Below are 21,255 nucleotides of genomic sequence, written 5' to 3' on the forward strand. Positions count from 1 at the left end.
ATCCATGAGTGACCAACAAAACGCGCAGATCCACGAACAGCTGGGGCGCAAGTACGACGCCGGCTTCATCACCGACATCGAAACCGAATCGCTGCCACCGGGGCTGAGCGAGGACATCATCCGCGCGCTGTCGGCCAAGAAGCACGAGCCGGAATGGATGACTCAGTGGCGGCTGGAGGCCTACCGCCACTTCCTGACCATGAAGCAACCCGACTGGGCCAAGCTCAAGCTCGGCCCGATCGACTTGCAGGCACTGAGCTACTACAGCGCGCCCAAGGGCCCGAAGTACAAGTCGCTGGACGAAGTGCCGCAGGAACTCATCGACACCTACGACAAGCTGGGCGTGCCGCTGCACGAGCGCGCCAAGCTGGCCGGCGTGGCGGTGGACGCGGTGTTCGACTCGGTCAGCGTGGGCACCACCTTCAAGAAGGAACTGGCCGCGGTCGGGGTGATCTTCACCTCGATGAGCGACGCCATCCTCAACCACCCGGAGCTGGTGAAGAAGTACCTCGGCACGGTGGTGCCGGTGGGCGACAACTACTTCGCCGCGCTCAACTCGGCGGTGTTCTCCGACGGCAGCTTCGTGTTCATCCCCAAGGGCGTGCGCTGCCCGATGGAGCTCTCCACCTACTTCCGCATCAACGCCGGCCACACCGGCCAGTTCGAGCGCACCCTGATCATCTGCGAGGACAAGGGCCACGTGTCCTACCTCGAGGGCTGCACCGCGCCGATGCGCGACGAGAACCAGCTGCACGCCGCGGTGGTGGAACTGGTGGCGCTGGAAGACGCCGAGATCAAGTATTCGACCGTGCAGAACTGGTACCCCGGCGACGAAAACGGCGTCGGCGGCATCTACAACTTCGTCACCAAGCGCGCCGAATGCCGCGGCGCGCGCAGCAAGGTGACCTGGACGCAGGTGGAGACCGGCAGCGCGATCACCTGGAAATACCCCAGCTGCATCCTCACCGGCGACGACTCCACCGGCGAATTCCACAGCGTGGCGCTGACCCACCATTACCAGCAGGCCGACACCGGCACCAAGATGGTGCACATCGGCAAGCGCACCAAGTCGAAGATCGTCAGCAAGGGCATCAGCGCGGGGCGCGGCCAGAACACCTACCGCGGACTGGTGAAGGTCGCCGCCGGCGCCGACGGCGCGCGCAACCACACCCAGTGCGACAGCCTGCTGATCGGCAAGACCTGCGGCGCGCACACCTTCCCCTACATCGAGGTGAAGAACCCCAGCGCCACCGTCGAACACGAGGCGACCACCTCGAAGATCAGCGACGACCAGCTGTTCTACTGCCGCAGCCGCGGCATCGGCCAGGAGGACGCGGTGTCGATGATCGTCGACGGCTTCTGCAAGCAGGTGTTCCGCGAACTGCCGATGGAGTTCGCGGTGGAAGCCAAGAAGCTGCTGGACGTGACGCTGGAAGGCGCGGTCGGCTGATTTTCTCCATCCCCCTGGGGACGGACTCGAAAGAACCTATTGGAAACGCACATGCTCAAGATCACCGACCTCCACGCCAGCGTTGCCGGCAAGGACATCCTCAAGGGCCTCTCGCTCTCCGTTGCGGCGGGCGAGGTGCACGCCATCATGGGCCCCAACGGCGCCGGCAAGTCCACGCTGGGCAACATCCTGGCCGGACGCGACGGCTACGAGGTGACCGCCGGCACGATCGAGTTCGACGGCAAGCCGCTGCTGGAGCTGGAACCGGAAGAGCGCGCCGCCGCCGGCGTGTTCCTGGCCTTCCAGTACCCGGTGGAAATCCCCGGCGTGAACAACACCTACTTCCTGCGCGCCGCCTACAACGCGCAACGCAAGACCCGCGGGGAGCCCGAGCTGGACTCGATGCAGTTCCTCAAGAAGGTGCGCGAGAAACTCGCGGTGCTGCACCTGAAGGACGAGCTGCTGCATCGCGGCGTCAACGAAGGATTTTCCGGCGGCGAGAAGAAGCGCAACGAGATCTTCCAGCTGGCCCTGCTCGAACCGAAGCTGGCGATCCTCGACGAAACCGACTCCGGCCTCGACATCGACGCGCTGAAGGCGGTGGCCGACGGCGTCAACGCGCAACGCTCACCCGAGCGCGCCTTCCTCGTCATCACCCACTACCAGCGCCTGCTGGACTACATCAAGCCGGACGTGGTGCACGTGCTGGCCGGTGGCCGCATCGTCAGGACCGGCGGCCCGGAGCTGGCACTGGAACTGGAAGCACACGGCTACGACTTCCTCAAGGCCGGGGCCGTGCCCGCATGAGCGCGCTGCTGGATTCACTGGCCGCCGGTATCGACGCCGACGCCGATACCGGATGCCGCGCACTGCTGGACGCGGTGCTGCACGACGGGCTGCCGCAGCGCGCGGAACGCTGGAAGTACACCTCGCTGCGCGCACTGGAACGCCGCAGCTTCACGCCGGCGCAGGCGGTGGCCATCGAGGCCGCGCAGTTGGCCGCCATTCCCGCGCCGCGCATGGTGTTCGTCAATGGCCATTACGACACCGTGCTCAGCGACCTGGCCGGGCTCGTGGCCGGCATCGACGTGCGCCCGCTGTCGACCCTGCCGCACGCAGGTGCGCCGGTGGCCGCCGACGCGCTCCCGCACGATGCGCCGTTTGCGCGACTGAATGCCGCATTGGCGCGCGAAGGCGTGGCGGTTGAAGTCCATGCCGCCATGGCGATGGAAACGCCGCTGCACGTGGTGAGCGTCGGCGCCCCGCAGGACGGCGACGCCGCCTGGCACCTGCGCCACCGCATCGTGCTGCACGAGGGTGCGCGCCTCACCCTGGTCGAGCACGAGCTGGCCACCGGCGAGCACGCCCACCTCGGCAATGTGCTGCTGCAAGCAAGCGTGGCGCAAGGCGCACGCCTGGTGCACGTGCGCGTGCAGGACGCCGCCGCGCGCGCCAGCCTGTTTGCCCGCACCGATGTGCTGCTGGCGCAGCAAGCCGATTACCAGCGCATCGACCTGGAACTGGGCGCGGGGCTGTCGCGTCATGAACTGAATGTGCGGCTGGAAGGCGGCAACGCCTCGCTCACCGCCAACGGCGTGCTGCTGGCCGATGGTCGCCGCCACGTGGAGACACGGCTGGGCATCGATCACCTTGCCCGCGACAGCCGTTGCAATCTGACCTGGCGCGGGCTGGCCGGGCAGCGTGGACGGGTGGTGTTCCATGGCGGCATCGCCATCCACCCAGGTGCCGACGGCACCGAGGCGGCGCTGTCGAACAAGAACCTGCTGCTGTCGGCCGATGCCGAGATCGACACCCAGCCGGTGCTGGTGATCGATGCCGACGAAGTGAAGGCCGCGCACGGCGCCACGGTTGGCCAGCTTGATCCCACCGCGCTGTTCTACCTGCGTTCGCGCGGGCTGCCGGAAGCACAGGCGCGTGCCATGCTCACCGGCGCGTTCTGCCGCGAAGTGGTGGGCGGCATCGGCGACGGCCCCACCCGTGCGCTGGCCGACGCCGCACTGGACCGCGCGTTGGCGAGGCTGGGAGCGTGCGCGTGAACGGCGAAGGGCACCCCCTCCCCACCCCTCCCCTGCACGCAAGGGAGAAAGTGGACAACATCGACTGGGCGGCGGTGCGCGGCGACTTCCCGCTGCTGCAACGGCAGGTGCACGGCAAGCCGCTGATCTATTTCGATGCCGCCAATACCGGGCAGAAACCCGAGGCGGTGATCGCCGCCACCGACGATTTCTACCGGCGCCACAACGCCAACGTCAGCCGCGCGGTGCACGCGCTGGGCACCGAGGCCACCGAGGCCTACGAAGGCGCGCGCGGCAAGCTGGCGCGCTTCTTCAACATCCGCAGCGACGAATTGATCCTGTGCAGCGGCACCACCTTCGCCATCAACCTGGTGGCGTATTCGTGGGGCCTGCCGCGGCTCAAGGCCGGCGATGCCATCCTCGTCACCCGCATGGAGCACCACGCCAACATCGTGCCGTGGCAGCTGATCGCCCAGCGCACCGGCGCGACCATCAAGGTGGCGGAACTGCTGCCCGACGGCAGCCTCGACCTCGACGCGCTGCGCGCCGCGATGACGCCCGAGGTGAAGCTGCTGGCGCTGGCCCACGTCAGCAACGTGCTGGGCACCGTCAACCCGGTGGCCGAGATCTGCCGCGAGGCACGCAAGCGCGGGATCACGACGGTCATCGATGGCTCGCAGGCCGCGCCGCACATGCCGGTGGACATCGCCGCGGTCGGCTGCGATTTCTACGCCATCACCGGCCACAAGATGAGCGGGCCCACCGGCACCGGCGCGCTGTGGGCGCGCCGCGAACACCTCGATGCGATGCCGCCGTTCCTCGGCGGTGGCGAGATGATCAAGGAAGTGCGTTTCGACGGCACCGTGTTCAACGAGGGCCCGCACAAGTTCGAGGCCGGCACGCCCAACATCGCCGGCCACGTCGGCCTGGGCGCGGCGGTGGACTATCTATCCGCGCTCGGCATGCCCCGTATCGCGGCGCGCGAACAAGCGCTGCTGGCACACGCCACCGAAGAATTGCAGAAGATCGAAGGCCTGCGCATCTTCGGCAACGCCCCGCACAAGGCCGCGGTGATCAGCTTCGCGATCGCCGGCACGCACTCGCACGACCTCGCCACCCTGCTCGATCTGGAAGGCGTGGCGGTGCGCAGCGGCCAGCACTGCGCGCACCCGCTGCTGCAATGGCTGGGCGTGGGCACCACCTGCCGCGCCTCGCTGGCGTTCTACAACACCCACGCGGAAATCGACGCCTTCATCGTCGCCCTGCACAAGGTGCGCAGGCTGCTGGGCTGAACCGGCCACGCGCCGCAACGGAAAAAGGCCGGGTTGCCCCGGCCTTTTTCTCGTCTGCCACGCAGACGGCGGATTACTTCACCAGACGCAGCGCGAACGGGTAGCGGTAACTCTCGCCCTTGTTCACCGCGATCCCGGCGAGGATGCAGAAGATCAGGTTGGCCAGGATCACCAGCGGGATGATCAGGAAGCCGATCAGGATCGCCATCAGCACCGAGCCGGCCACGTAGGCGATCGCGATGGTGATCTGGAAATTCAGTGCCTCCACCGCCTGTGCGGTGAGCCACGCCTTGTCGGCCTTGTCCTTGTTGGTCAACCAGATGATCAGCGGAACGATGAAGCCCAGCAGGATGCCGGACAGGTGGGTGAGCATGGCAAGGTTGTGGTCTTCGGACGAAGAGGTGACGTCGTTCATTGCGGTGGTTTCCCGGGTCATCGCGCGGATGCGCAGTCGGGGAAGAGTACGCGATTTCGGCCCCGTTCCGGCCATCCATGGCGGCCTCTCATGCGCGCAGCAGACCCGGAAACGCCGGCACCGCCGCGCTGTCCGGAAACACGGTTCTCGCCAGCGTCGCCGCCGCCAGGTGCAGGTGGTCGTGCAGCACGCCCTTGAACAGCCCGCGCATGTCGGTGGTGGCCAGCACGTCGCGGCCCTCGTTGAGTTGCTGCTTGCCCAGCCCGGGCCATTGCCCCGCCACCTTCCCGCCATTGACCGCGCCGCCGGCCAGGAAGGACACGCCACCGGTGCCGTGGTCGGTGCCGCCGGTGCCGTTGATGGCGGCGGTGCGGCCGAACTCGGTGACCACCGCCACCACGGTATTGGCCCAGATGGGCTGCGCGCCGTCATGAAAGGCGCGGATTCCGGCATCCAGCTCGGCCAGTTTGCGGTCCAGCACACCCAGTTCGCCACCGTGGGTATCCCAGCCGGTGTCTTCGACGAAGCCGATCCGCGGGCCATCGGCGGCCGCCATGAACCGGGCGGCCGCCGCCATTGCCTGCGGCAGTCGCAATGACCCGCCGTTGCCGGCCCGCATGCCCTCCTTGCCGGTGTCGATCTCCGCAAAGGTGGAGGCCAGCGCCGGGTCGGCGGCGTACAGCAGCTGCAACTGCTGCCAGAGGATCGGGTCGATGCGGCCACCCAGCGGGGGCGACCAGGTCCCGACATCCCCCTGGCCGCGCATCGCCAGCGGCATCACCGCGGAGATCGCCAGCCCCTTGCCGCCTGGCAGCGCCGCCACGCAGCGGTTCAACCAGCCGGTGCCGCCGCCGCTGCCACTGTTGCCGTTTTCCACGCAATCCTGCGCTTCGAAATGCGAACGCTGCCGATACGGCGGGGCCACCGCCACCACCGGCAGCAGTTGTTGCTGCGCATGCAGCCCGGCCATGAAGCCAAGCGCGCCATGCAGGGCGAAATCGCTGTCCAGCCGCAGGCTCTGCGGCTGCCCCTTGCCGGCCACGAACTCCCCACGCAGCGCGGCATAGGCCGGGTCCCCCGGTACTTGCAGCGCGTGCAGCCCGTCCAGCCCGCCGCGCAGCAGCACCAGCAGGAAGCGGGTCGACGCATGGCCGGTGGCGGCCAGCGCGAACTTCGGCAGCGCTGCCAATGCCAGTGCACTGGCCCCCAGCCCCAGGAAACCGCGGCGATCGAGTTGCATGGTCAGCTCCTCCATTGGAAGGCAGGGCTGGCCAGCAGCAGCGCCACCCCTTGTTGCACGGATTCGGCACGCCGCAGCGCAGCGGCGGTTTGCGCATCCAGGCCGCTGCCCAGCGCCATGCCGCCCAACGCCAGCGGGGTGATGCCCTGGCTGTCCGGAAGCCGTTCCGCGATGGCCTGCGCCGCCTGCACGCGCTTGAACAGCGCATCCGGCCCACCCCAGTCGGCGGCCACGTCGCCAAACCCGGCCGGCGAACGCGGCTGGAACACCGGCTGGCCCAGTTGCGCCTGCAAACGTACCGCCATCGCCAGCACGTCCTGTCCCGACAAGCCGCAGGCACGCAGCGCGGACACGCAGAAATCATCCGGCGTCTTGAACTTGCGCGCGTCCGGCTGCCAGGCGGCATCGTCGTCCAGCATCGCCCGATACACCGTGGGCAAATGCCCCTCGCTGTCCAGCCACGCCTTCGCCATGCGCTGCACCAGCGTGGGCGGCGGCGCATCGGCGATGAAATGGCGTGCCAGTTGCAGCGAGACATGCCGGGCGGTGGCCGGATGCACGGCCAGCATGTGCAGGATGGCGACGCCCTGTTGCTCGCCCTCCTGCCCGAAGCGCCTGTGCAGCACCTGCCGCGCGCCCGGCTGGTGGGCGGCGGCACGGAAGGCGAACACCTCGCGCCCCGGTGCTTGCGGCGCGGCCAACCCCCAGCCGGTGATGGCGCGGGCGAACTCCACCACGTCGCCCTGGGTGTAGCCACCCTCCACGCCCAGCGTGTGCAGCTCCATGATTTCGCGCGCAAGATTTTCGTTGAGCCCGCGCGCGGAGGCACCGGGCTGGCGGCCGGCGCGTCGCCTTGAGGCCACCCCCAATCGGGAATCGGCCCCGATCGACTGCACGTTGTCGAGGTACACCAGCATCCCCGGATGCCGCGTCACCGCCAGCAGCAGGTCGACAAAGCGGCCACACAGCCGCGGGCGGATCGCCTCGCGTTCCATCGGCCCGGCAAACGGCGCGGCACGCCCCTTGTCCACCGAAATCGCGAAATGGTTCGACCAGAACCGCACCAGCCGTTCGCGGAAGCCGTCATCGCAACCCACCGCCACGCCCTGGCGCACCACCAGCTCGCGCTGCAGGGCCTGCCGTGCTTCCCGCTGCGCCGCTTTTTTCGCCGCCAGCAGCGCCGGGTCCGTGGCCGCGCCCCGGGCCTGGCCACGCTGCATCCGCAAGGCATGGAACGCATCCAGAGTGGCGCGGCTGTCGGGCAATTCCGCCAGCGCGGCGGGCAGCGGTGCAGGCTGCAACTGCGTCTGCAACCATCCGCGTGGATCGCTGCCGATGACCTGCCAGTCACCCGGGCGCGCGCCCAGCCCGAACCGGTTGGCCGCGCTGGCCGCCTGCATCGAAGTCATCGCATGTGCTCCAGTGGGAACACCCTGCCAACGCGCCCAGCCGGGTCGCGGTTGACTCCCGCCGGATTACGATTTCGTCATCTTCAGCCGGTGCCCGCCACCGTCATCCGGCCGATCAGGATCGACCCGGTGCGCACGTGCGAGCGCGTATCCACGTCGCTGCCCACCGTTTCGATGGCGGCGAACATGTCCTTCAGGTTGCCGGCAATGGTGATCCCGTCGACCGGATAGGCGATCTCGCCGTGTTCCACCCAGAACCCGGCGGCACCGCGCGAGTAATCGCCGGTGATGGCGTTCACGCCCTGTCCCATCAACTCGGTGACCAGCAGCCCGCGCCGCATGGCCTTGATTTGCGACGCCAGGTCGCCGGCGTTGGCCTTGACCTGGAGGTTGTGGACGCCACCGGCATTGGCGGTGGTGACCAGGCCCAGCTTGCGCGCCGAATAGCTGCCCAGAATGTAACGCTGGACGATGCCATCCTCCACCAGCATCGACCGACGGGTGGCCACACCATCGCTGTCGAAGGACGCGGAGCGGAACCCGCGCGGCAGGAACGGATCTTCCTCGATGGCGAACCAGCCGGGGAACACGCGGGTGCCGACGCTGTCCAGCAGGAAACTGGCACGCCGGTACAACGCGCCGCCGGAGACCGCGCCGATGTAGCCGCCCACCAGCGAGCGCGCCATCTCGGCATTGAACAGCACCGGTACCTGCCCGGTGGGCAACTGCCGCGGGTCCAGGCGCTCCAGCGTGCGCTGCGCGGCCTTGCGGCCGATGGCCTCGGGCGACGCCAGGTCGCCCTGCGCCAGCGCCACGTCGTACCAGCCATCGCGCTGCATCGCCTCGCCGCTGCCGGCGATCAACGTGCAACCGAGGCTGTAGGACGTGTGGCGTTCGGCGCCCAGAAACCCGTGCGAATTGGCATACACGCTGAGCGCGGCGGAGCAACTCATGGCGCCGCCATCGGAATTGCCGATGCGCGCATCCACGCCCCGCCCGGCGGCCTCGCAGGCCAATGCCAGGTCGATCGCCCGGTCGGCATCGAACGCGGCCGGATGCCAGCTGTCGAACTCGCGCAGGGTCTGCGCCATCAATGCCGCATCGGCCAGCCCCGCGCAGGGGTCCTCCTCGGTGTGGCGGGCGATCGCGCAGGCCTGCGCAACCGTGGCAGCCAGGCTGTCTTCGCGCACGTCGGCGGTACTGGCATTGCCCTTGCGCTGGCCGAAGTACACGGTGATGCCCACCCCGCGGTCGCGGGTGGCTTCCACGGTTTCCACCTCGCCCATGCGCACGTTGACGTTCAGTCCGGCATCCTCGTTGCACACCACCTCACACTGGCTGGCCCCGGCGGCGCGGGCGCGCTCCAGCAGCTGCCGGGCCACGACGGACAGCCGTGCCAGCCGTGCGTGGCTGTCGTCGGTGGAAAGGGCGATATCGGGAGAAGACATGGGCAATGGCTCGTTGTTCAATGGATTATCCTGTGCGAATGCGAGGACATGACGAAGAGACCGGTGAATTCCTGAGCCCCAGCCGCAGCGCGCAGCGCCGCGCGGCACTGGACGTTCTGGAACTGGGTGAGCAACTGGCGGCGCTGAGTACGGCGCAGCTGGGACGCTTGCCGATCCCGGAAGAGCTGCTGCCGCACATCCGCGACACCCAGCGCATCACCTCGCACGGGGCCCGCAAGCGGCAACAGGCCTTCCTGGCCAAGCAGATGCGCAAGCTGGACGACGCCGTGCTGGACGCGATCCGCGACGCGATGAGCAAGGACGGCGAAGCCGCGCGCCGCGAGACCGCCGCGCTGCATCGCGCCGAAGCGTTGCGCGATGCGCTGCTGGGCGACGACGGCGATGCCGCGCTGACCGACCTGCTGGCCGCGCATCCGCACGCCGACCGCCAGCAACTGCGCCAGCTGCTGCGCAACGTCCGCGAGGAGCGGACGAAAAACAAGCCGCCGCGCGCGTTCCGCGAGCTGTTCCGGGTGCTGCGGGAGTTGATGGCGGAAGCCGGCGACGCCACCGGCGACGATGACGCATCGCTGGACGACGACGCCTAATGCCGTCATTCCCGCGAAGGCGGGAATCCAAGGACGTTGCTTTTGCTTCCATCCAACCATGGAAAACAAAGTCCATGGATTCCCGCCTTCGCGGGAATGACGGGCAAAAGCACTCACGCCTGCGTCCCGCCCACCGTCAATTCCGAAATCAGCAAGGACGGCTGGCCCACGCCCACCGGCACGCTCTGGCCGTCCTTGCCGCAGATGCCGACGCCGTCGTCCAGCGCCAGGTCATGGCCGATCATCGCCACCTTCTGCATGGTTTCCGGGCCGTTGCCGATCAGGGTGGCACCCTTCACCGGCGCAGTGATTTTGCCGTCTTCGATCAGATAAGCCTCGGTCGCGGAGAACACGTATTTGCCGCTGGTGATGTCCACCTGGCCGCCGCCGAAGTTGACCGCGTACAGGCCTCTCGATACCGAGCGGATCATTTCCTCGGGGTCATGGCTGCCGGCGCGCATGTAGGTGTTGGTCATGCGCGGCAGCACCAGGCTGGCGAACGACTCGCGGCGGCCGTTGCCGGTGGGCGCCATGCCCATCAGGCGGGCGTTGTGGGTGTCCTGCATGTAACCGACCAGGATGCCGTCCTCGATCAACGTGATGCAGGACGTCGGCGTGCCTTCGTCGTCGATGTTGAGCGAACCGCGGCGGCCGGCCAGGGTGCCGTCGTCGACGATGGTCACGCCCTTTGACGCCACCCGCTGGCCGATGCGACCGGCGAAGGTGGAGGTGCCCTTGCGGTTGAAGTCGCCTTCCAGCCCGTGGCCCACCGCCTCGTGCAGCAGCACGCCCGGCCAGCCATGGCCCAGCACCACCGGCATGACACCGGCGGGGGCGTCAATGGCGTCCAGGTTCAGCAGCGCCTGTCGCAGCGCCTCGCGGGCGAATTTTTCCGGCTGGTCGTCAGCCAGCAGCTCGGCATACGAATAACGGCCACCGAAGCCGGCGAAACCCGATTCGCGGCGACCGCCGTGCTCCACGATCACCTGCACGTTCATCCGCACCAAGGGCCGCACGTCACCGGCCAGCACGCCGTCGCTGCGCGCCACCAGCACGGTGTCGACGCCGCCGGTGAGGCTCACCATCACCTGCCGCACGCGCGGGTCCAGCGCCCGCAACAGGCCATCGACGCGGCGCAGCGCTTCCACCTTGGCGGCGTTGTCCAGCCCGTCGATCGGGTCCAGCGCCGGATACAGCACATGGCCATGGCCACGCGCGATCGCCTGCGGCGGGTGTTCGCGGCCATCGCGGGCGATGGCGCGTGCAGACTGCGCGGAGGCCAGCAGCGCCGAGGCATCGAGCTCATCGGAATAGGCGAAGCCGGTCTTCTCGCCGGAGATCGCACGCACGCCCACGCCTTGCTCGATGCTGTGCGAACCGCTTTTGACGATGCCGTCCTCCATGCTCCAGGCCTCGCGGCGGGCATGCTGGAAATACAGGTCGCCGAAATCGATCCCCGGCCCCAGCAGCGCGGCAAACGTGCGCTCCAGCGCAGGGGTATCAAGGCCGGTGGGGGCCAGCAGGCGGGTTTCGGCGATGGATAGATGGGGCATGGGGGTGTCCTGGATGGGAATGTCGTGGCGATCCGCGCGCAATCAATCGCCCTGCCCGCGCTTCGCGTCGGCCTGCACCGATGCATCGCGGGCGATGGTTTCCACTTTCGGTGCCGACCACGGCCCGGTGACGTGGTAGGTCTTGGCGCCGATATTGCGCATCGGCTTGTCCAGCACCGCGTTGGCCACCGCGCCCACCGCAGCACCCACCGGGCCACCCGCCAGCGCGCCCACCGCCGTCAGCAGGCCGGCGGATTTCGGCATCACGTCCACGGTCTGGTCGAAACGCTGGTTGCGCAGGTCGGTATCCCCCCGCACGAGGAGGGTGGCAGCCGGGCCACGCACGGTGAGGTTGTCGGTATGCAGGCTGCCGCCGCCCAGGCGGGCATTGCCCTGGATGCGATCGAAGGCAAAGCCCTTGCTGAAGAAATCGCTGAAGTCCAGCGTCAGCCGGCGACGCAACTGGGCCACGCCCAGCAGGCCCAGCACGCGCCCGGCCCCCGGCTCCAGTTCCAGCAGGTGGCCATCGCGTGCATCCAGCGCCAGTGCGGCATCCAGCGTGACGGGATTGAAATCATCGGGGCCACCACGCCACGCCGCCTGCATGCCGAAGCGGCCCTTGCCGCCCGCCACCTGGCCGCCCATCCCCAGCCCGGCCAGCAGCTTGCCGATGTTGTCGCTGTCCACTTCCAGCTTGAGCTGGCTGCGCTCCGCCGCGCCGCGCCCGCTCCAACCGCCACTGGCGGACAGACGCTGCTTGCCGCCGCTGGTGGAGAACTCGTCCATGCGCAGCCCCCCGGGCACCGGGCTGCTGCGGAAACGCGCACTGCCCATGTCGACGCTGCCGAAGCGCAGGTCCGCCACGTCGAACTGCAAGGGCGGGATGCGCACCGGGTCGATGGCCAAGGCCCCGTTGGCCACCGTTGCGGGGGGTGCCGATGGCGTCGCCAGCGCCATGGCCGGCACGCCCCAGTACAAGCGGTCGAAACGCCCACTCACCAGCGCGCCCTCCTGTGCCGGCACCAGCAAGCTGCCGGCGATGCCATCGCCCTGCACCTGCACCGCGGTGCCATGCCCCACCGGTGCCATCTGCAAGCGTGCCGCAGTGAAATCCGTGCCCAGCAACCGCAAGGTTTGCGCCTGTACGTCGATGCGTTGCAGCGGCAGGTCATTGCCGCCGCGACTGCCGCCCACCAGGCTGATCCAGTCCAGCGCATCCAGCCGGCCCACCTGCCCGGTCACCACCAGGCCGCGCGCCGGTGGCGGGCCCGCCGCCTCGCCGCCCAGCTGCACGCGCAAGCCGGTCTGGCCATTGCTGCTGCGGCTGCGCAACGCCAGCACGTCGCCCAGCCTGGCGCTGATCTCGCCCCCTTCCGGCGGCAGGCGCAGGCTTACCTCGGCCGCCAGTGGTTGTGCGGCAGGCTTGTACAGGGGCGCGGGCAGGTCGATCGCAGTGCCCACCAGGTTCGAGCGCAATTGCAGGCTGGCCGGTGGGGTGGCCGTGCCGGCCGCACGCGGCACCGTCACCGCCACGCTCCAGGCCGAGCGACCGCCAACATGCGGCGCCAGCCAGTCCAGGTTGCCGGCCTTGCGCAGCAGGGCATCGATATCGGCCTGGGTCTGCAGCTGCGCCTCGAAGGCCTGCGCGGCGTCGCGCACGTGCGGCCCCGCACGCAGCGACAACACCCCGGGCGCACCTTCGCTGCGCACCTGCAAGCCCTCGGCCACGAAACCGCCACGGTCGAAGCGCGCCTGCCCATGCACCCGGTCGAAATCCAGGTTCCAGCGGGTTTCGCGCAGGCGCACGCCCGCCAGCGCCACGGTGCCATCGATCACCGGCGGCAACGGCTGGTCGTGATGCAGCGGCAACGCCATCTTGAACGTCGCCTGCGCCAACCCGCCCGCGCGCAAGGCATCCAGCGTGCTGGCGTATTCCTTGTGCAGCGGGCTTTTGCGCAACATCACCAGGAAGCTGGCGGCATCGCCGGCCGCCGCCGCATCCACGTCCAGTTCGGCCTGGCCGAAACGGGCGATGCCGGCCTGCAACCGCGTCACCGGCACACCCGCCAACTGGGCGCTGCCGTTCACGGTGAAGCCATCCGCCACGAAGCTGACATCGGCATGCATGCGCTCGGCCGCCGGCCACTCCGGCTGGAACTTCACGGTGCCGTTGTCGATCCGCGCATCGGCGCGGAACACGCCGGCACCGGCCATGCCGGGTTCGTTGCGGAACGGCCAATCATCCAGGTCCCCCGCCACCACCGCATGGATGTTGCGCAAGGTGCCGGCCTGCAACGCCGCATCCAGCCACGCCACCGTGGCCTTGGGCATCAGGTGGTGGATCCAGAACCCGTGCGCCATCGCCATCGGCGCATCGCCGATGTCGGCGGCGATGTCCAGGTGCGGGTGGGTGCCGTCGTTCTGGAAACCGATTCCCCCGCGCGCATGCACCTGCAACGGCCCGCCGGCGATCGCGAGCCCCGGGGTCTGGACGGTCCAGCCGGTACCCGCGCGCCACACCACCACCTCGCCATCGAGGGTGAACGCATGCGGCACGCCGAAGCCGGCCGGCCAATCGAACACCACCTGCGCGCGGTTGTCGAAACGCAGGCGCAGGCCGTCCTGGTCGGCCTGCAGCCACCCGCCCACGCCACGCATGCCGGGTGCATGCCCGACCGGGTCGAAGCGGAAGCCGCTGATGCGCGCGCGCGCGCGCAGCGCGCCACCGCGTTCGCCCTGCACCACCACGTCCTGCAGCAACGCATCCGGTGCCGCCACCAGCAACCAGCGCCGCGTGCCCGCTGGCAACACGTTGCCCATGCTGGCCAGCTGCAACAGCGGCGCGGCCTGGACCTGCCGGGCCCACAACCCGGGATGACGACCGCCCGCCACCGTCAAGCCATCCAGTACCTGCGGTTGCACGCCGTCGCCGAAGCGCAAGCGCGTGGCGCGTGCGCGCCAATCCTGCACGCTGCCGGCCCAGGCGGCATCCAGCGACAACGTGCCCAGCGCGCGCGTCACCGCCGGCTGGTCCGGGGCCGCAGCCGCGAGCAGGCGCACGCCCTCCAGATCGGCCACCGCACGCAACGCCACGACGCGGCGCGCATGCAACCGCGCCCAGGCCTGCGCCTTGCCCTGTCCCGCCAGCAGCGATGCACCGGCGAATTGGAGCTTGCCGGCCAATTGCGACAGGTCGGCATGGCCGGTGCCGGCGTACAACAGGCCGTTGCCTTGCCGGCGATCGAGGTCTGCCGCCACTTCGAAGGGCGCCGCGCCCGCATCCAGCCACGCCTTCGCACCGGCGCGCACGCGCGCGCCATCCACCTGCAAGCGCACATCGATGCGCGGGACGCGCACGTCCACGCCCAGCTCCGGCGCCAGCACGCGCAACCGCGCCTGTGCCAACTGCAATTCGCCCAGATGGGCCAGGTCGTCCAGCGGGTCGCCGCCGTTGGCTTGCCCCGGCAAGCCGCGCACATGCCACTGGCCGTTGGCCTGCCGCTGCAGGGTGAGGTCCAGCCCGCGCAGCCGCAGTTCGGTGAGCGAACGCCCGGGCAGCAGCCCGGCATAGGGGGAGACCAGCAATTCGGCATCGCCGATGGCCAGCGGCACCGGCCCATCGCCCACCCGCAGGTTGCGCAGCCGCAGCAACGGCCCGCGCCGGGTCCACGCGGTATCAAGGTGGTCGAACGCCACCTTGCGATGCGCGCGCGTGCTCAGCCAGTCGGCCACCTGCTGCGGCCGTTGCTGCAACATCGGCAGCATCTGGCTGGCCACCGTGGCCAGCAGTGCCACCACCACCAGCGCCAGCGCCAGTGCATACCACGCACCACGGCGCAGCAGGCGCAGGCGATGGCGCCAGGGCATGATCACGGGGACACCGCTCCCCACCGCGGATCAGAGCAGCACGACATCGAACTGCTCCTGCAGGTACTGCGCGTCGGCCTGGAAGCGGATCGACTTGCCGATGAACTCCTCCAGCTCGGCCACCGCGTTGGATTCCTCGTCGGTGATCCGCGCCACCACCTTCGGCGAGGCGATCACCAGCAGCCGCGCGGCGTCGAACTGGCGCACCGCGCGCACGATCTCGCGGAAGATTTCGTAGGTCACGGTCTCGCCGGTCTTCACCATCCCGCGCCCGCCGCACTCGTGGCAGGGCTCGCACAGCTGGCGTTCGAGCGACTCCACCGTGCGCTTGCGGGTCATTTCCACCAGGCCCAGCGGCGAGAAGTCGTACACGGTGGTCTTGGCGTGGTCCTTCGCCAGCGACTTCTCCAGCGTGCGCAGCACCTGCCGGCGGTGCTCGGCGTCGTGCATGTCGATGAAGTCGATGATGATGATGCCGCCGAGGTTGCGCAGCCGCAGCTGGCGCGCCACCGCCTGCGCCGCCTCCAGGTTGGTGCGGTACACGGTCTCCTCGAGGTTGCGCTGGCCGAGGAAACTGCCGGTGTTCACGTCCACCGTGGTCATCGCCTCGGTCTGGTCGATCACCAGGTAGCCGCCGGACTTCAGTGGCACCTGCTTGTCCAGCGCGCGCTGGATTTCGTCCTCGACGCCATACATGTCGAAGATCGGGCGCGCACCCGAGTAATGCTCGATCTTGTCGGCCAGCACCGGCATGTACTTGGCGGCGAATTCGCGCAGGTGCTCGCAGGTCTCGCGCGAATCCACCTTCACCTTGTCGACGTCGCGGCGGATCAGGTCGCGCACCGCGCGCAGCGGCAGGCTGAGGTCTTCGTAAACACGGGTACCGTGCTGTGCGCTGGCGGCATTGCGCTCGATCAGCGCCCACACCCGGCCCAGGTAGGCGATGTCCTCGGCCAACGCCTCGGCCGGCTGGCCTTCGGCATTGGTGCGCACGATGTAACCATGGCCGGCACCCGCGGCCGTCAGTTCCACCATCAGCGACTTCAGCCGCACGCGCTCCGCCTCGTCTTCGATCCGCGCGGACACGCCGATCACCTTCGAGCGCGGCAACAACACCAGGTAACGCGAGGGAATGCTGATCTGCGTGGTCAGCCGCGCGCCCTTGCTGCCGATCGGGTCCTTCACCACCTGCACCACGATCTCGGCACCATCGCGCAGCAGTTCGGTGATGGGAATCTGCACCTGCGGCGGCGGCGCGATCGGGGCGTCCTCGCCCTCGCCCACGTCCAGCGGGGCGGCGCGGAAGATGTCGTTGGCATGCAGGAAGGCGGCGCGCTCCAGGCCGATGTCCACGAACGCGGCCTGCATCCCCGGCATCACCCGCTGCACCTTGCCCTTGTAGACATTGCCCACCACCCCGCGCTGGCTGCCGCGCTCGATGTGCAATTCCTGCAGCATGCCGTTTTCCACCACCGCCACGCGGGTTTCACGCGGGGTGACGTTGACCAGCAGATCCTCACTCATGACGGCACGCACTCATGGCAACAGCCCGAACTGGCGCAGCAGGCCCGCGGTGGCATGCAGCGGCAACCCCATCACCCCGGAATAGCTGCCGTCCAGCCGCGCCACATGGGCCTCGAACCGGCCCTGGATGGCGTATGCGCCGGCCTTGCCGCGCCATTCCCCGCTGTCCAGGTAACGGTCGATGGCGGCATCGGACAAGGCCTCCACCGTCACCTGTGAGACAACCACCGCCTGCGCCTCGCGCGCGGCCGACAACACGCTGACCGCCGTGACCACCTGGTGGGTGCGCCCGGAAACACGGCGCAGCATGGCGGCGGCATCCACCGCATCGGCCGGCTTGCCGAACACCACATCGTCCAGCACCACCTCGGTGTCGGCCCCCAGCACGCAGACATGCCCCGCGGCGGCGTCCGGCGCGGCCACGACCTTCAGCAGGCCGGCACCGGCTTTCTCGCGCGCCACCCGGCACACGTAATCGACGGCCGGTTCGGTGGCACCCGGCTGTTCGGGGATGTCCAGGTCAAGGATGCCGAACTGCACCCCGAGGCGGGTCAGCAATTCGGCGCGGCGGGGGGATCGCGAGGCAAGATGCAGCATGCCGGCAGTCTAACCCGCAGTCGTCGGCGCACCCCAGCCCCTCGCCGCCGCCAACCCCGTTCCGGCTCACCGGGCGTTCACCCCCGGCAGGCAATCTTCCATCCCATTCCAACGGAGTCCATGATGATGCTGCGCCCCCTGTTGCTTGCCCTCGCCCTTGCCGCCAGCCTGCCCATGACCAGCCACGCCACGCCCGTCGAAACCGGTATCGCGACGCCCCCCACCCTGCTGTCGATCGCCGCGCATGCCGAGGCCAGCCGCGCCCCCGACGTGGCCCGCATCTCCACCGGCGTGATCACCCAGGCCGCCGATGCCAATGCCGCGCTGCGCGACAACGCCGTGCAGATGGACAAGGTGATGGCGGCATTGCGTGCCGCCGGGATCGCCGGCCGCGACGTGCAAACCAGCGGCATCAACCTCAGCCCGCAGTACAAATACGTCGAAAACCAGCCGCCGGCGATCGTCGGCTACCAGGCCAGCAACACGCTGGACGTGAGGGTGCGCGACCTTGGCAAGCTCGGCAAGGTGCTGGATACGCTGGTGGCGCAGGGGGCCAACCAGATCAACGGCCCCAGTTTCGACATCGACCAACCCGATGCTGCCTACGAAGAGGCGCGCATCGCCGCCGTGAAGAAGGCCCAGGCGCAGGCACAGACCTATGCCACCGCACTGGGCATGCGGGTGCTGCGCATCGCCAGCATCAGCGAAGGCGGTGCCAGCCAGCCGCAACCACAGCCGGTGCTGCGGATGATGGCCGCGGGGGCGCCCGCCGCCTACAAGGACACCGCCGTGGCCGCCGGCGAAAACACGGTCTCGGTGAGCGTGGAAATGGTGTTCGAGCTGGGGCGCTGAACGCCCGCAAGCACTCGAGTGCCGAAGCTTCCTGCCGGCCACCGGGGCCGGGCGCGCAAGAGAACGCCCGATCCACCTGGACCCCGGGCTTGGAAACGCCCCGCCCCTGCGGGGCGTTTCGGTATCGGGAACACGCCACTCAGGCGTCTGCGGCGAACACCCGATGGCGCGCGAGCCGCAGATGCACCGCTTCACCCACCGCGAGCGACAGCGCACCGGAATCGAACGCCTCCAGCTCCAGCGCCTGCCCGCCGGCATCGAGTTCCGCGGTGATGCGCCCGCCCAGCCGCTGCACACCGCGCACCCGCGCCGGCAGCGCGTCCGCACCGGGCTCCCCGACGGCGACATCGTGCGGGCGCAGGTACAGCCGCGCCGGACCATCGACCACGTCGGCGGCATCGAGCTCCAGCCCCGCCATGTGGAAGCGCCCGCCACCCACCTCCCCGTGCAACACGTTGGCGCGGCCGATGAACTCGAACACGTAGGGCGAAGCCGGCGCGCGGTAGATCTCGTCCGGCGTGCCAACCTGCTCCACCCTGCCGGCGCGCATCACCACCACCCGATCGGCCAGCTCCAGCGCCTCCTCCTGGTCGTGGGTGACGAACACCGTGGTCTGCCCGGTCTGATCGTGCAGCTTGCGCAGCCAGCGACGCAGTTCCACGCGCACTTTCGCATCGAGCGCGCCGAATGGCTCGTCCAGCAGCAGCACCGCCGGATCGATGGCCAGCGCGCGCGCCAGCGCAATGCGTTGCTTCTGCCCGCCGGAGAGCTGGTCGGGATAGCGCCCGCCGTGCTCCGGCAGTTGCACAAGCTGCAACAATTCCTGCACCCGCCGCGCGATCGTCGCCTTGTCGGGCCGCCGACTGCGCGGCCGGCTGTGCAGGCCGAAGGCGATGTTGTCGGCCACCGTCATGTGCCGGAACAAGGCGTAGTGCTGGAACACGAAGCCGACGTTGCGCTCGCGCAGACTCAGCCGGGTCGCATCGACCTCGCCGAACAGCACCCGCCCGTCATCGGCATGCAGCAACCCGGCGATCACCCGCAGCAGCGTGGTCTTGCCGGAGCCGGATGGGCCCAGCAGCGCCACCAGCTCGCCGGAGCGGATGTCGAGGTCCACGCCATCCAGCGCGGCCACGCCGGGATAGCGCTTGTGCAGGGAGGAAATCGTCAGTTGCATGGTCAATGCCGCCTGTGGGATTGCGCCAGGGCGTCGCCATGGCGTGCTTCAAGCCAGAACTTCAAGACCAGCGTGACCAGCGACAGCCCTGCCAGCAGCGAAGCCACCGCGAACGCGGCGGTGGCGTCGAACTCGTTGTAGAGGATCTCGATGTGCAGCGGCAACGTGTTGGTCATGCCGCGAACGTGCCCGGACACCACCGATACCGCGCCGAACTCGCCCATCGCCCGCGCGCCGCACAGCAGCACGCCGTACAGCAGGCCCCACTTGATGTTGGGCAGGGTCACGCGGCGGAACATCGTCCACGCGCCCGCGCCCAGCGAGCGCGCCGCCAGCTCCTCGTCCGCGCCCTGTTGCTGCATCAGCGGCACCAGCTCGCGCACCACGAACGGGAAGGTCACGAACAGCGTTGCCAGCACGATGCCGGGGCGCGCGAACAGGATCTTGATGTCATGCGCCTGCAACCACTCGTGGAACCAGCCGCCGCTGCCGAACAGCAGCACCAGGCAGAGGCCGGCGACCACCGGCGACACCGCGAACGGCAGGTCGATCAACGCCAGCAGCACGCGCTTGCCGCGGAAGGCAAAACGCGTCAGCGCCCACGCCGCCAGCACGCCGAAGCCGGCATTGACCGGAATCACGATGGCGGCAGTGAGCAGGGTCAGTTTCAGCGCGCTGCGCGCATCGGGCGTCGCCAGCGCCCGCCACCACGCCTGGAAGCCGTCACCGAATGCCGCCCCCAGCACCATCGCCAATGGCAGCAGCACCAGCAACCCCATCGCGGCGACGGCGGCGAGGATCAGCAGCAGTCGCAACCAGGCAGGCTCGCGTAGCGGATCGTGGAAGGACGCCTTCGCCTGCTCAGCCATCGCGACCTCCGCGCCCGAACAGCAGCGGGATCAGGTTGATCGCCAGCAGGCACAGGAACGAAGTGACCAGCAGCAGCGCGGCGATGGCGATCGCGCCGTCGTAGTCGTATTCCTCCAGCCGGATGGTGATCAGCAGCGGCGCGATCTCGGTCTTGTACGGCAGGTTGCCGGCAATGAAGATCACCGAGCCGTATTCCCCCAGCCCGCGCGCGAACGCCAGCGAAAACCCGGTCAGCCACGCCGGCAGCAGCTCCGGCAGCACCACCCGCCGCAGCGTGGTGAAGCGGCCCGCGCCGAGCGATGCGGCCGCCTCCTCCGGTTCGCGGCCCAGCGTCTCCAGCACCGGCTGCAGGCTGCGCACCACGAACGGCAGGCCGATGAACACCAGTGCCAGCACGATGCCCGGTGTCGCATAGGCGATCTTGATTCCGTGCGCCACCAGCAGCTTGCCAACCCAGCCGGACGGCGCGTAGATCGCGGTCAGGGCGATGCCGGCCACCGCCGTCGGCAAGGCGAACGGCAGGTCCACCAACGCATCCAGCAGACGGCGGCCGGGGTAGCGGTAGCGCACGATCACCCACGCCACCAGCGCGCCCACCAGCGCCGCCAGCAAGGCCGCCACGAACGCGGCGGCGAAGCTGAGCGTCAGCGCCGCCTGCACGCGCTCATCGCGGATCACGTGCAGCCAGCCGCGCGTACCCAGCCCGGCCGCACGCACCGCCAACGCCGCCAGCGGCAGCAGCACCACCACGCCCAGCCAGGCCATGCCCAGCCCGAGGCTCAGGCCGAACCCCGGCAGGGGATGCCTGTCGCGCATCCGCCTCGATGCAAATGCTGTTGCACTCACTGGAAGTCATCCATGCGCTTGGAGGCGCTCGAAAGGATCGCCATCCCCGCCTTCGCGGCAATGACGAGCAA

Annotated in this window: 17 protein-coding genes; 6 read left to right on the plus strand and 11 right to left on the minus strand. The window is 69.1% G+C overall.

Features of this window, described 5'->3' with window-relative positions:
• Positions 1 to 4: 4 nt before the first annotated feature.
• Genes sufB through ACE3OK_RS00440 form a run of 4 tightly spaced genes read left to right on the plus strand, consistent with a single transcriptional unit; the run spans position 5 to position 4,778 of the window.
• A complete protein-coding gene (gene sufB, locus ACE3OK_RS00425; protein WP_374247537.1) occupies positions 5 to 1,450 on the plus strand; it encodes a Fe-S cluster assembly protein SufB in 1,446 nt (481 codons plus the stop codon).
• 51 nt (positions 1,451 to 1,501) lie between these two features.
• Positions 1,502 to 2,257, plus strand: coding sequence for a Fe-S cluster assembly ATPase SufC (gene sufC, locus ACE3OK_RS00430; RefSeq protein ID WP_374247538.1), 756 nt, complete (start codon positions 1,502 to 1,504; stop codon positions 2,255 to 2,257).
• Positions 2,254 to 3,507 carry a Fe-S cluster assembly protein SufD gene (gene sufD, locus ACE3OK_RS00435; RefSeq protein ID WP_374247539.1) on the plus strand — a complete coding sequence of 418 codons (1,254 nt, stop codon included), beginning with the start codon at positions 2,254 to 2,256 and terminating at the stop codon, positions 3,505 to 3,507. The genes sufC and sufD overlap by 4 nt, the downstream gene beginning before the upstream one ends.
• Positions 3,508 to 3,539: 32 nt before the next feature.
• Positions 3,540 to 4,778: a cysteine desulfurase gene (locus ACE3OK_RS00440; RefSeq protein ID WP_374247884.1), complete on the plus strand. Its 1,239-nt coding sequence runs from the start codon at positions 3,540 to 3,542 to the stop codon at positions 4,776 to 4,778.
• Between the two features lie 73 nt (positions 4,779 to 4,851).
• On the opposite strand, the gene ACE3OK_RS00445 is transcribed toward ACE3OK_RS00440, so the two are convergent.
• The 4 genes from ACE3OK_RS00445 to pmbA all read right to left on the minus strand — a co-directional run bounded on the left by ACE3OK_RS00445 (position 4,852) and on the right by pmbA (position 9,290).
• On the minus strand, positions 4,852 to 5,193 hold the full coding sequence (locus ACE3OK_RS00445; RefSeq protein ID WP_374247540.1) for a DUF4870 domain-containing protein: 342 nt from the start codon (positions 5,191 to 5,193) through the stop codon (positions 4,852 to 4,854).
• An 88-nt stretch (positions 5,194 to 5,281) separates the two neighbouring features.
• On the minus strand, positions 5,282 to 6,433 hold the full coding sequence (locus ACE3OK_RS00450; protein WP_374247541.1) for a DUF1501 domain-containing protein: 1,152 nt from the start codon (positions 6,431 to 6,433) through the stop codon (positions 5,282 to 5,284).
• Positions 6,434 to 6,435: 2 nt separating this feature from the next.
• A complete protein-coding gene (locus ACE3OK_RS00455; protein ID WP_374247542.1) occupies positions 6,436 to 7,842 on the minus strand; it encodes a DUF1800 family protein in 1,407 nt (468 codons plus the stop codon).
• Positions 7,843 to 7,925: 83 nt separating this feature from the next.
• On the minus strand, positions 7,926 to 9,290 hold the full coding sequence (pmbA, locus tag ACE3OK_RS00460) for a metalloprotease PmbA (protein ID WP_374247543.1): 1,365 nt from the start codon (positions 9,288 to 9,290) through the stop codon (positions 7,926 to 7,928).
• 38 nt (positions 9,291 to 9,328) lie between these two features.
• On the opposite strand from pmbA, the gene yjgA reads away from it, so the two are divergent.
• Positions 9,329 to 9,898 carry a ribosome biogenesis factor YjgA gene (yjgA, locus tag ACE3OK_RS00465; protein ID WP_374247544.1) on the plus strand — a complete coding sequence of 190 codons (570 nt, stop codon included), beginning with the start codon at positions 9,329 to 9,331 and terminating at the stop codon, positions 9,896 to 9,898.
• 113 nt (positions 9,899 to 10,011) lie between these two features.
• On the opposite strand, the gene tldD is transcribed toward yjgA, so the two are convergent.
• The 4 genes from tldD to ACE3OK_RS00485 are packed head-to-tail and all read right to left on the minus strand — an operon-like array spanning position 10,012 to position 17,439.
• Entirely contained in the window at positions 10,012 to 11,451 is a 1,440-nt protein-coding gene (tldD, locus tag ACE3OK_RS00470; protein ID WP_374247545.1) for a metalloprotease TldD, read from the minus strand.
• A gap of 42 nt (positions 11,452 to 11,493) precedes the next feature.
• Positions 11,494 to 15,318, minus strand: coding sequence for a YhdP family protein (locus ACE3OK_RS00475; RefSeq protein ID WP_374247885.1), 3,825 nt, complete (start codon positions 15,316 to 15,318; stop codon positions 11,494 to 11,496).
• 30 nt (positions 15,319 to 15,348) lie between these two features.
• Entirely contained in the window at positions 15,349 to 16,842 is a 1,494-nt protein-coding gene (gene rng, locus ACE3OK_RS00480) for a ribonuclease G (protein ID WP_374247546.1), read from the minus strand.
• Between the two features lie 12 nt (positions 16,843 to 16,854).
• On the minus strand, positions 16,855 to 17,439 hold the full coding sequence (locus ACE3OK_RS00485) for a nucleoside triphosphate pyrophosphatase (protein ID WP_374247547.1): 585 nt from the start codon (positions 17,437 to 17,439) through the stop codon (positions 16,855 to 16,857).
• Between the two features lie 120 nt (positions 17,440 to 17,559).
• On the opposite strand from ACE3OK_RS00485, the gene ACE3OK_RS00490 reads away from it, so the two are divergent.
• Positions 17,560 to 18,291 (plus strand): SIMPL domain-containing protein, encoded by a 732-nt coding sequence (locus ACE3OK_RS00490; protein WP_374247549.1) that lies wholly within the window; start codon positions 17,560 to 17,562, stop codon positions 18,289 to 18,291.
• 139 nt (positions 18,292 to 18,430) lie between these two features.
• Here ACE3OK_RS00490 and ACE3OK_RS00495 read toward each other — a convergent pair whose 3' ends face one another.
• The 3 genes from ACE3OK_RS00495 to cysT are packed head-to-tail and all read right to left on the minus strand — an operon-like array spanning position 18,431 to position 21,154.
• Complete coding sequence (locus tag ACE3OK_RS00495; RefSeq protein ID WP_374247550.1) at positions 18,431 to 19,468, minus strand: sulfate/molybdate ABC transporter ATP-binding protein; 1,038 nt, start codon at positions 19,466 to 19,468, stop codon at positions 18,431 to 18,433.
• A gap of 2 nt (positions 19,469 to 19,470) precedes the next feature.
• Positions 19,471 to 20,337 (minus strand): sulfate ABC transporter permease subunit CysW, encoded by an 867-nt coding sequence (gene cysW, locus ACE3OK_RS00500; protein WP_374247551.1) that lies wholly within the window; start codon positions 20,335 to 20,337, stop codon positions 19,471 to 19,473.
• Complete coding sequence (gene cysT / locus ACE3OK_RS00505) at positions 20,330 to 21,154, minus strand: sulfate ABC transporter permease subunit CysT (RefSeq protein WP_374247552.1); 825 nt, start codon at positions 21,152 to 21,154, stop codon at positions 20,330 to 20,332. Before cysT ends, cysW begins: the two co-directional genes overlap by 8 nt.
• Between the last annotated feature and the right edge of the window lie 101 nt (positions 21,155 to 21,255).

Origin of the sequence: Thermomonas sp. (assembly GCF_041905325.1) — a bacterium.
In the GTDB taxonomy this organism is placed as follows: Bacteria; Pseudomonadota; Gammaproteobacteria; order Xanthomonadales; family Xanthomonadaceae; genus Thermomonas.

Coding starts and splice junctions, on each gene's coding strand:
- sufB (WP_374247537.1), top strand. CDS start 5: ATGAGTGACCAACAAAACGCGCAGATCCACGAACAGCTGGGGCGCAAG.
- sufC (WP_374247538.1), top strand. CDS start 1,502: ATGCTCAAGATCACCGACCTCCACGCCAGCGTTGCCGGCAAGGACATC.
- sufD (WP_374247539.1), top strand. CDS start 2,254: ATGAGCGCGCTGCTGGATTCACTGGCCGCCGGTATCGACGCCGACGCC.
- ACE3OK_RS00445 (WP_374247540.1), bottom strand. CDS start 5,193: ATGAACGACGTCACCTCTTCGTCCGAAGACCACAACCTTGCCATGCTC.
- ACE3OK_RS00450 (WP_374247541.1), bottom strand. CDS start 6,433: ATGCAACTCGATCGCCGCGGTTTCCTGGGGCTGGGGGCCAGTGCACTG.
- ACE3OK_RS00455 (WP_374247542.1), bottom strand. CDS start 7,842: ATGACTTCGATGCAGGCGGCCAGCGCGGCCAACCGGTTCGGGCTGGGC.
- pmbA (WP_374247543.1), bottom strand. CDS start 9,290: ATGTCTTCTCCCGATATCGCCCTTTCCACCGACGACAGCCACGCACGG.
- yjgA (WP_374247544.1), top strand. CDS start 9,329: ATGCGAGGACATGACGAAGAGACCGGTGAATTCCTGAGCCCCAGCCGC.
- tldD (WP_374247545.1), bottom strand. CDS start 11,451: ATGCCCCATCTATCCATCGCCGAAACCCGCCTGCTGGCCCCCACCGGC.
- ACE3OK_RS00475 (WP_374247885.1), bottom strand. CDS start 15,318: ATGCCCTGGCGCCATCGCCTGCGCCTGCTGCGCCGTGGTGCGTGGTAT.
- rng (WP_374247546.1), bottom strand. CDS start 16,842: ATGAGTGAGGATCTGCTGGTCAACGTCACCCCGCGTGAAACCCGCGTG.
- ACE3OK_RS00485 (WP_374247547.1), bottom strand. CDS start 17,439: ATGCTGCATCTTGCCTCGCGATCCCCCCGCCGCGCCGAATTGCTGACC.
- ACE3OK_RS00490 (WP_374247549.1), top strand. CDS start 17,560: ATGATGATGCTGCGCCCCCTGTTGCTTGCCCTCGCCCTTGCCGCCAGC.
- ACE3OK_RS00495 (WP_374247550.1), bottom strand. CDS start 19,468: ATGCAACTGACGATTTCCTCCCTGCACAAGCGCTATCCCGGCGTGGCC.
- cysW (WP_374247551.1), bottom strand. CDS start 20,337: ATGGCTGAGCAGGCGAAGGCGTCCTTCCACGATCCGCTACGCGAGCCT.
- cysT (WP_374247552.1), bottom strand. CDS start 21,154: ATGCGCGACAGGCATCCCCTGCCGGGGTTCGGCCTGAGCCTCGGGCTG.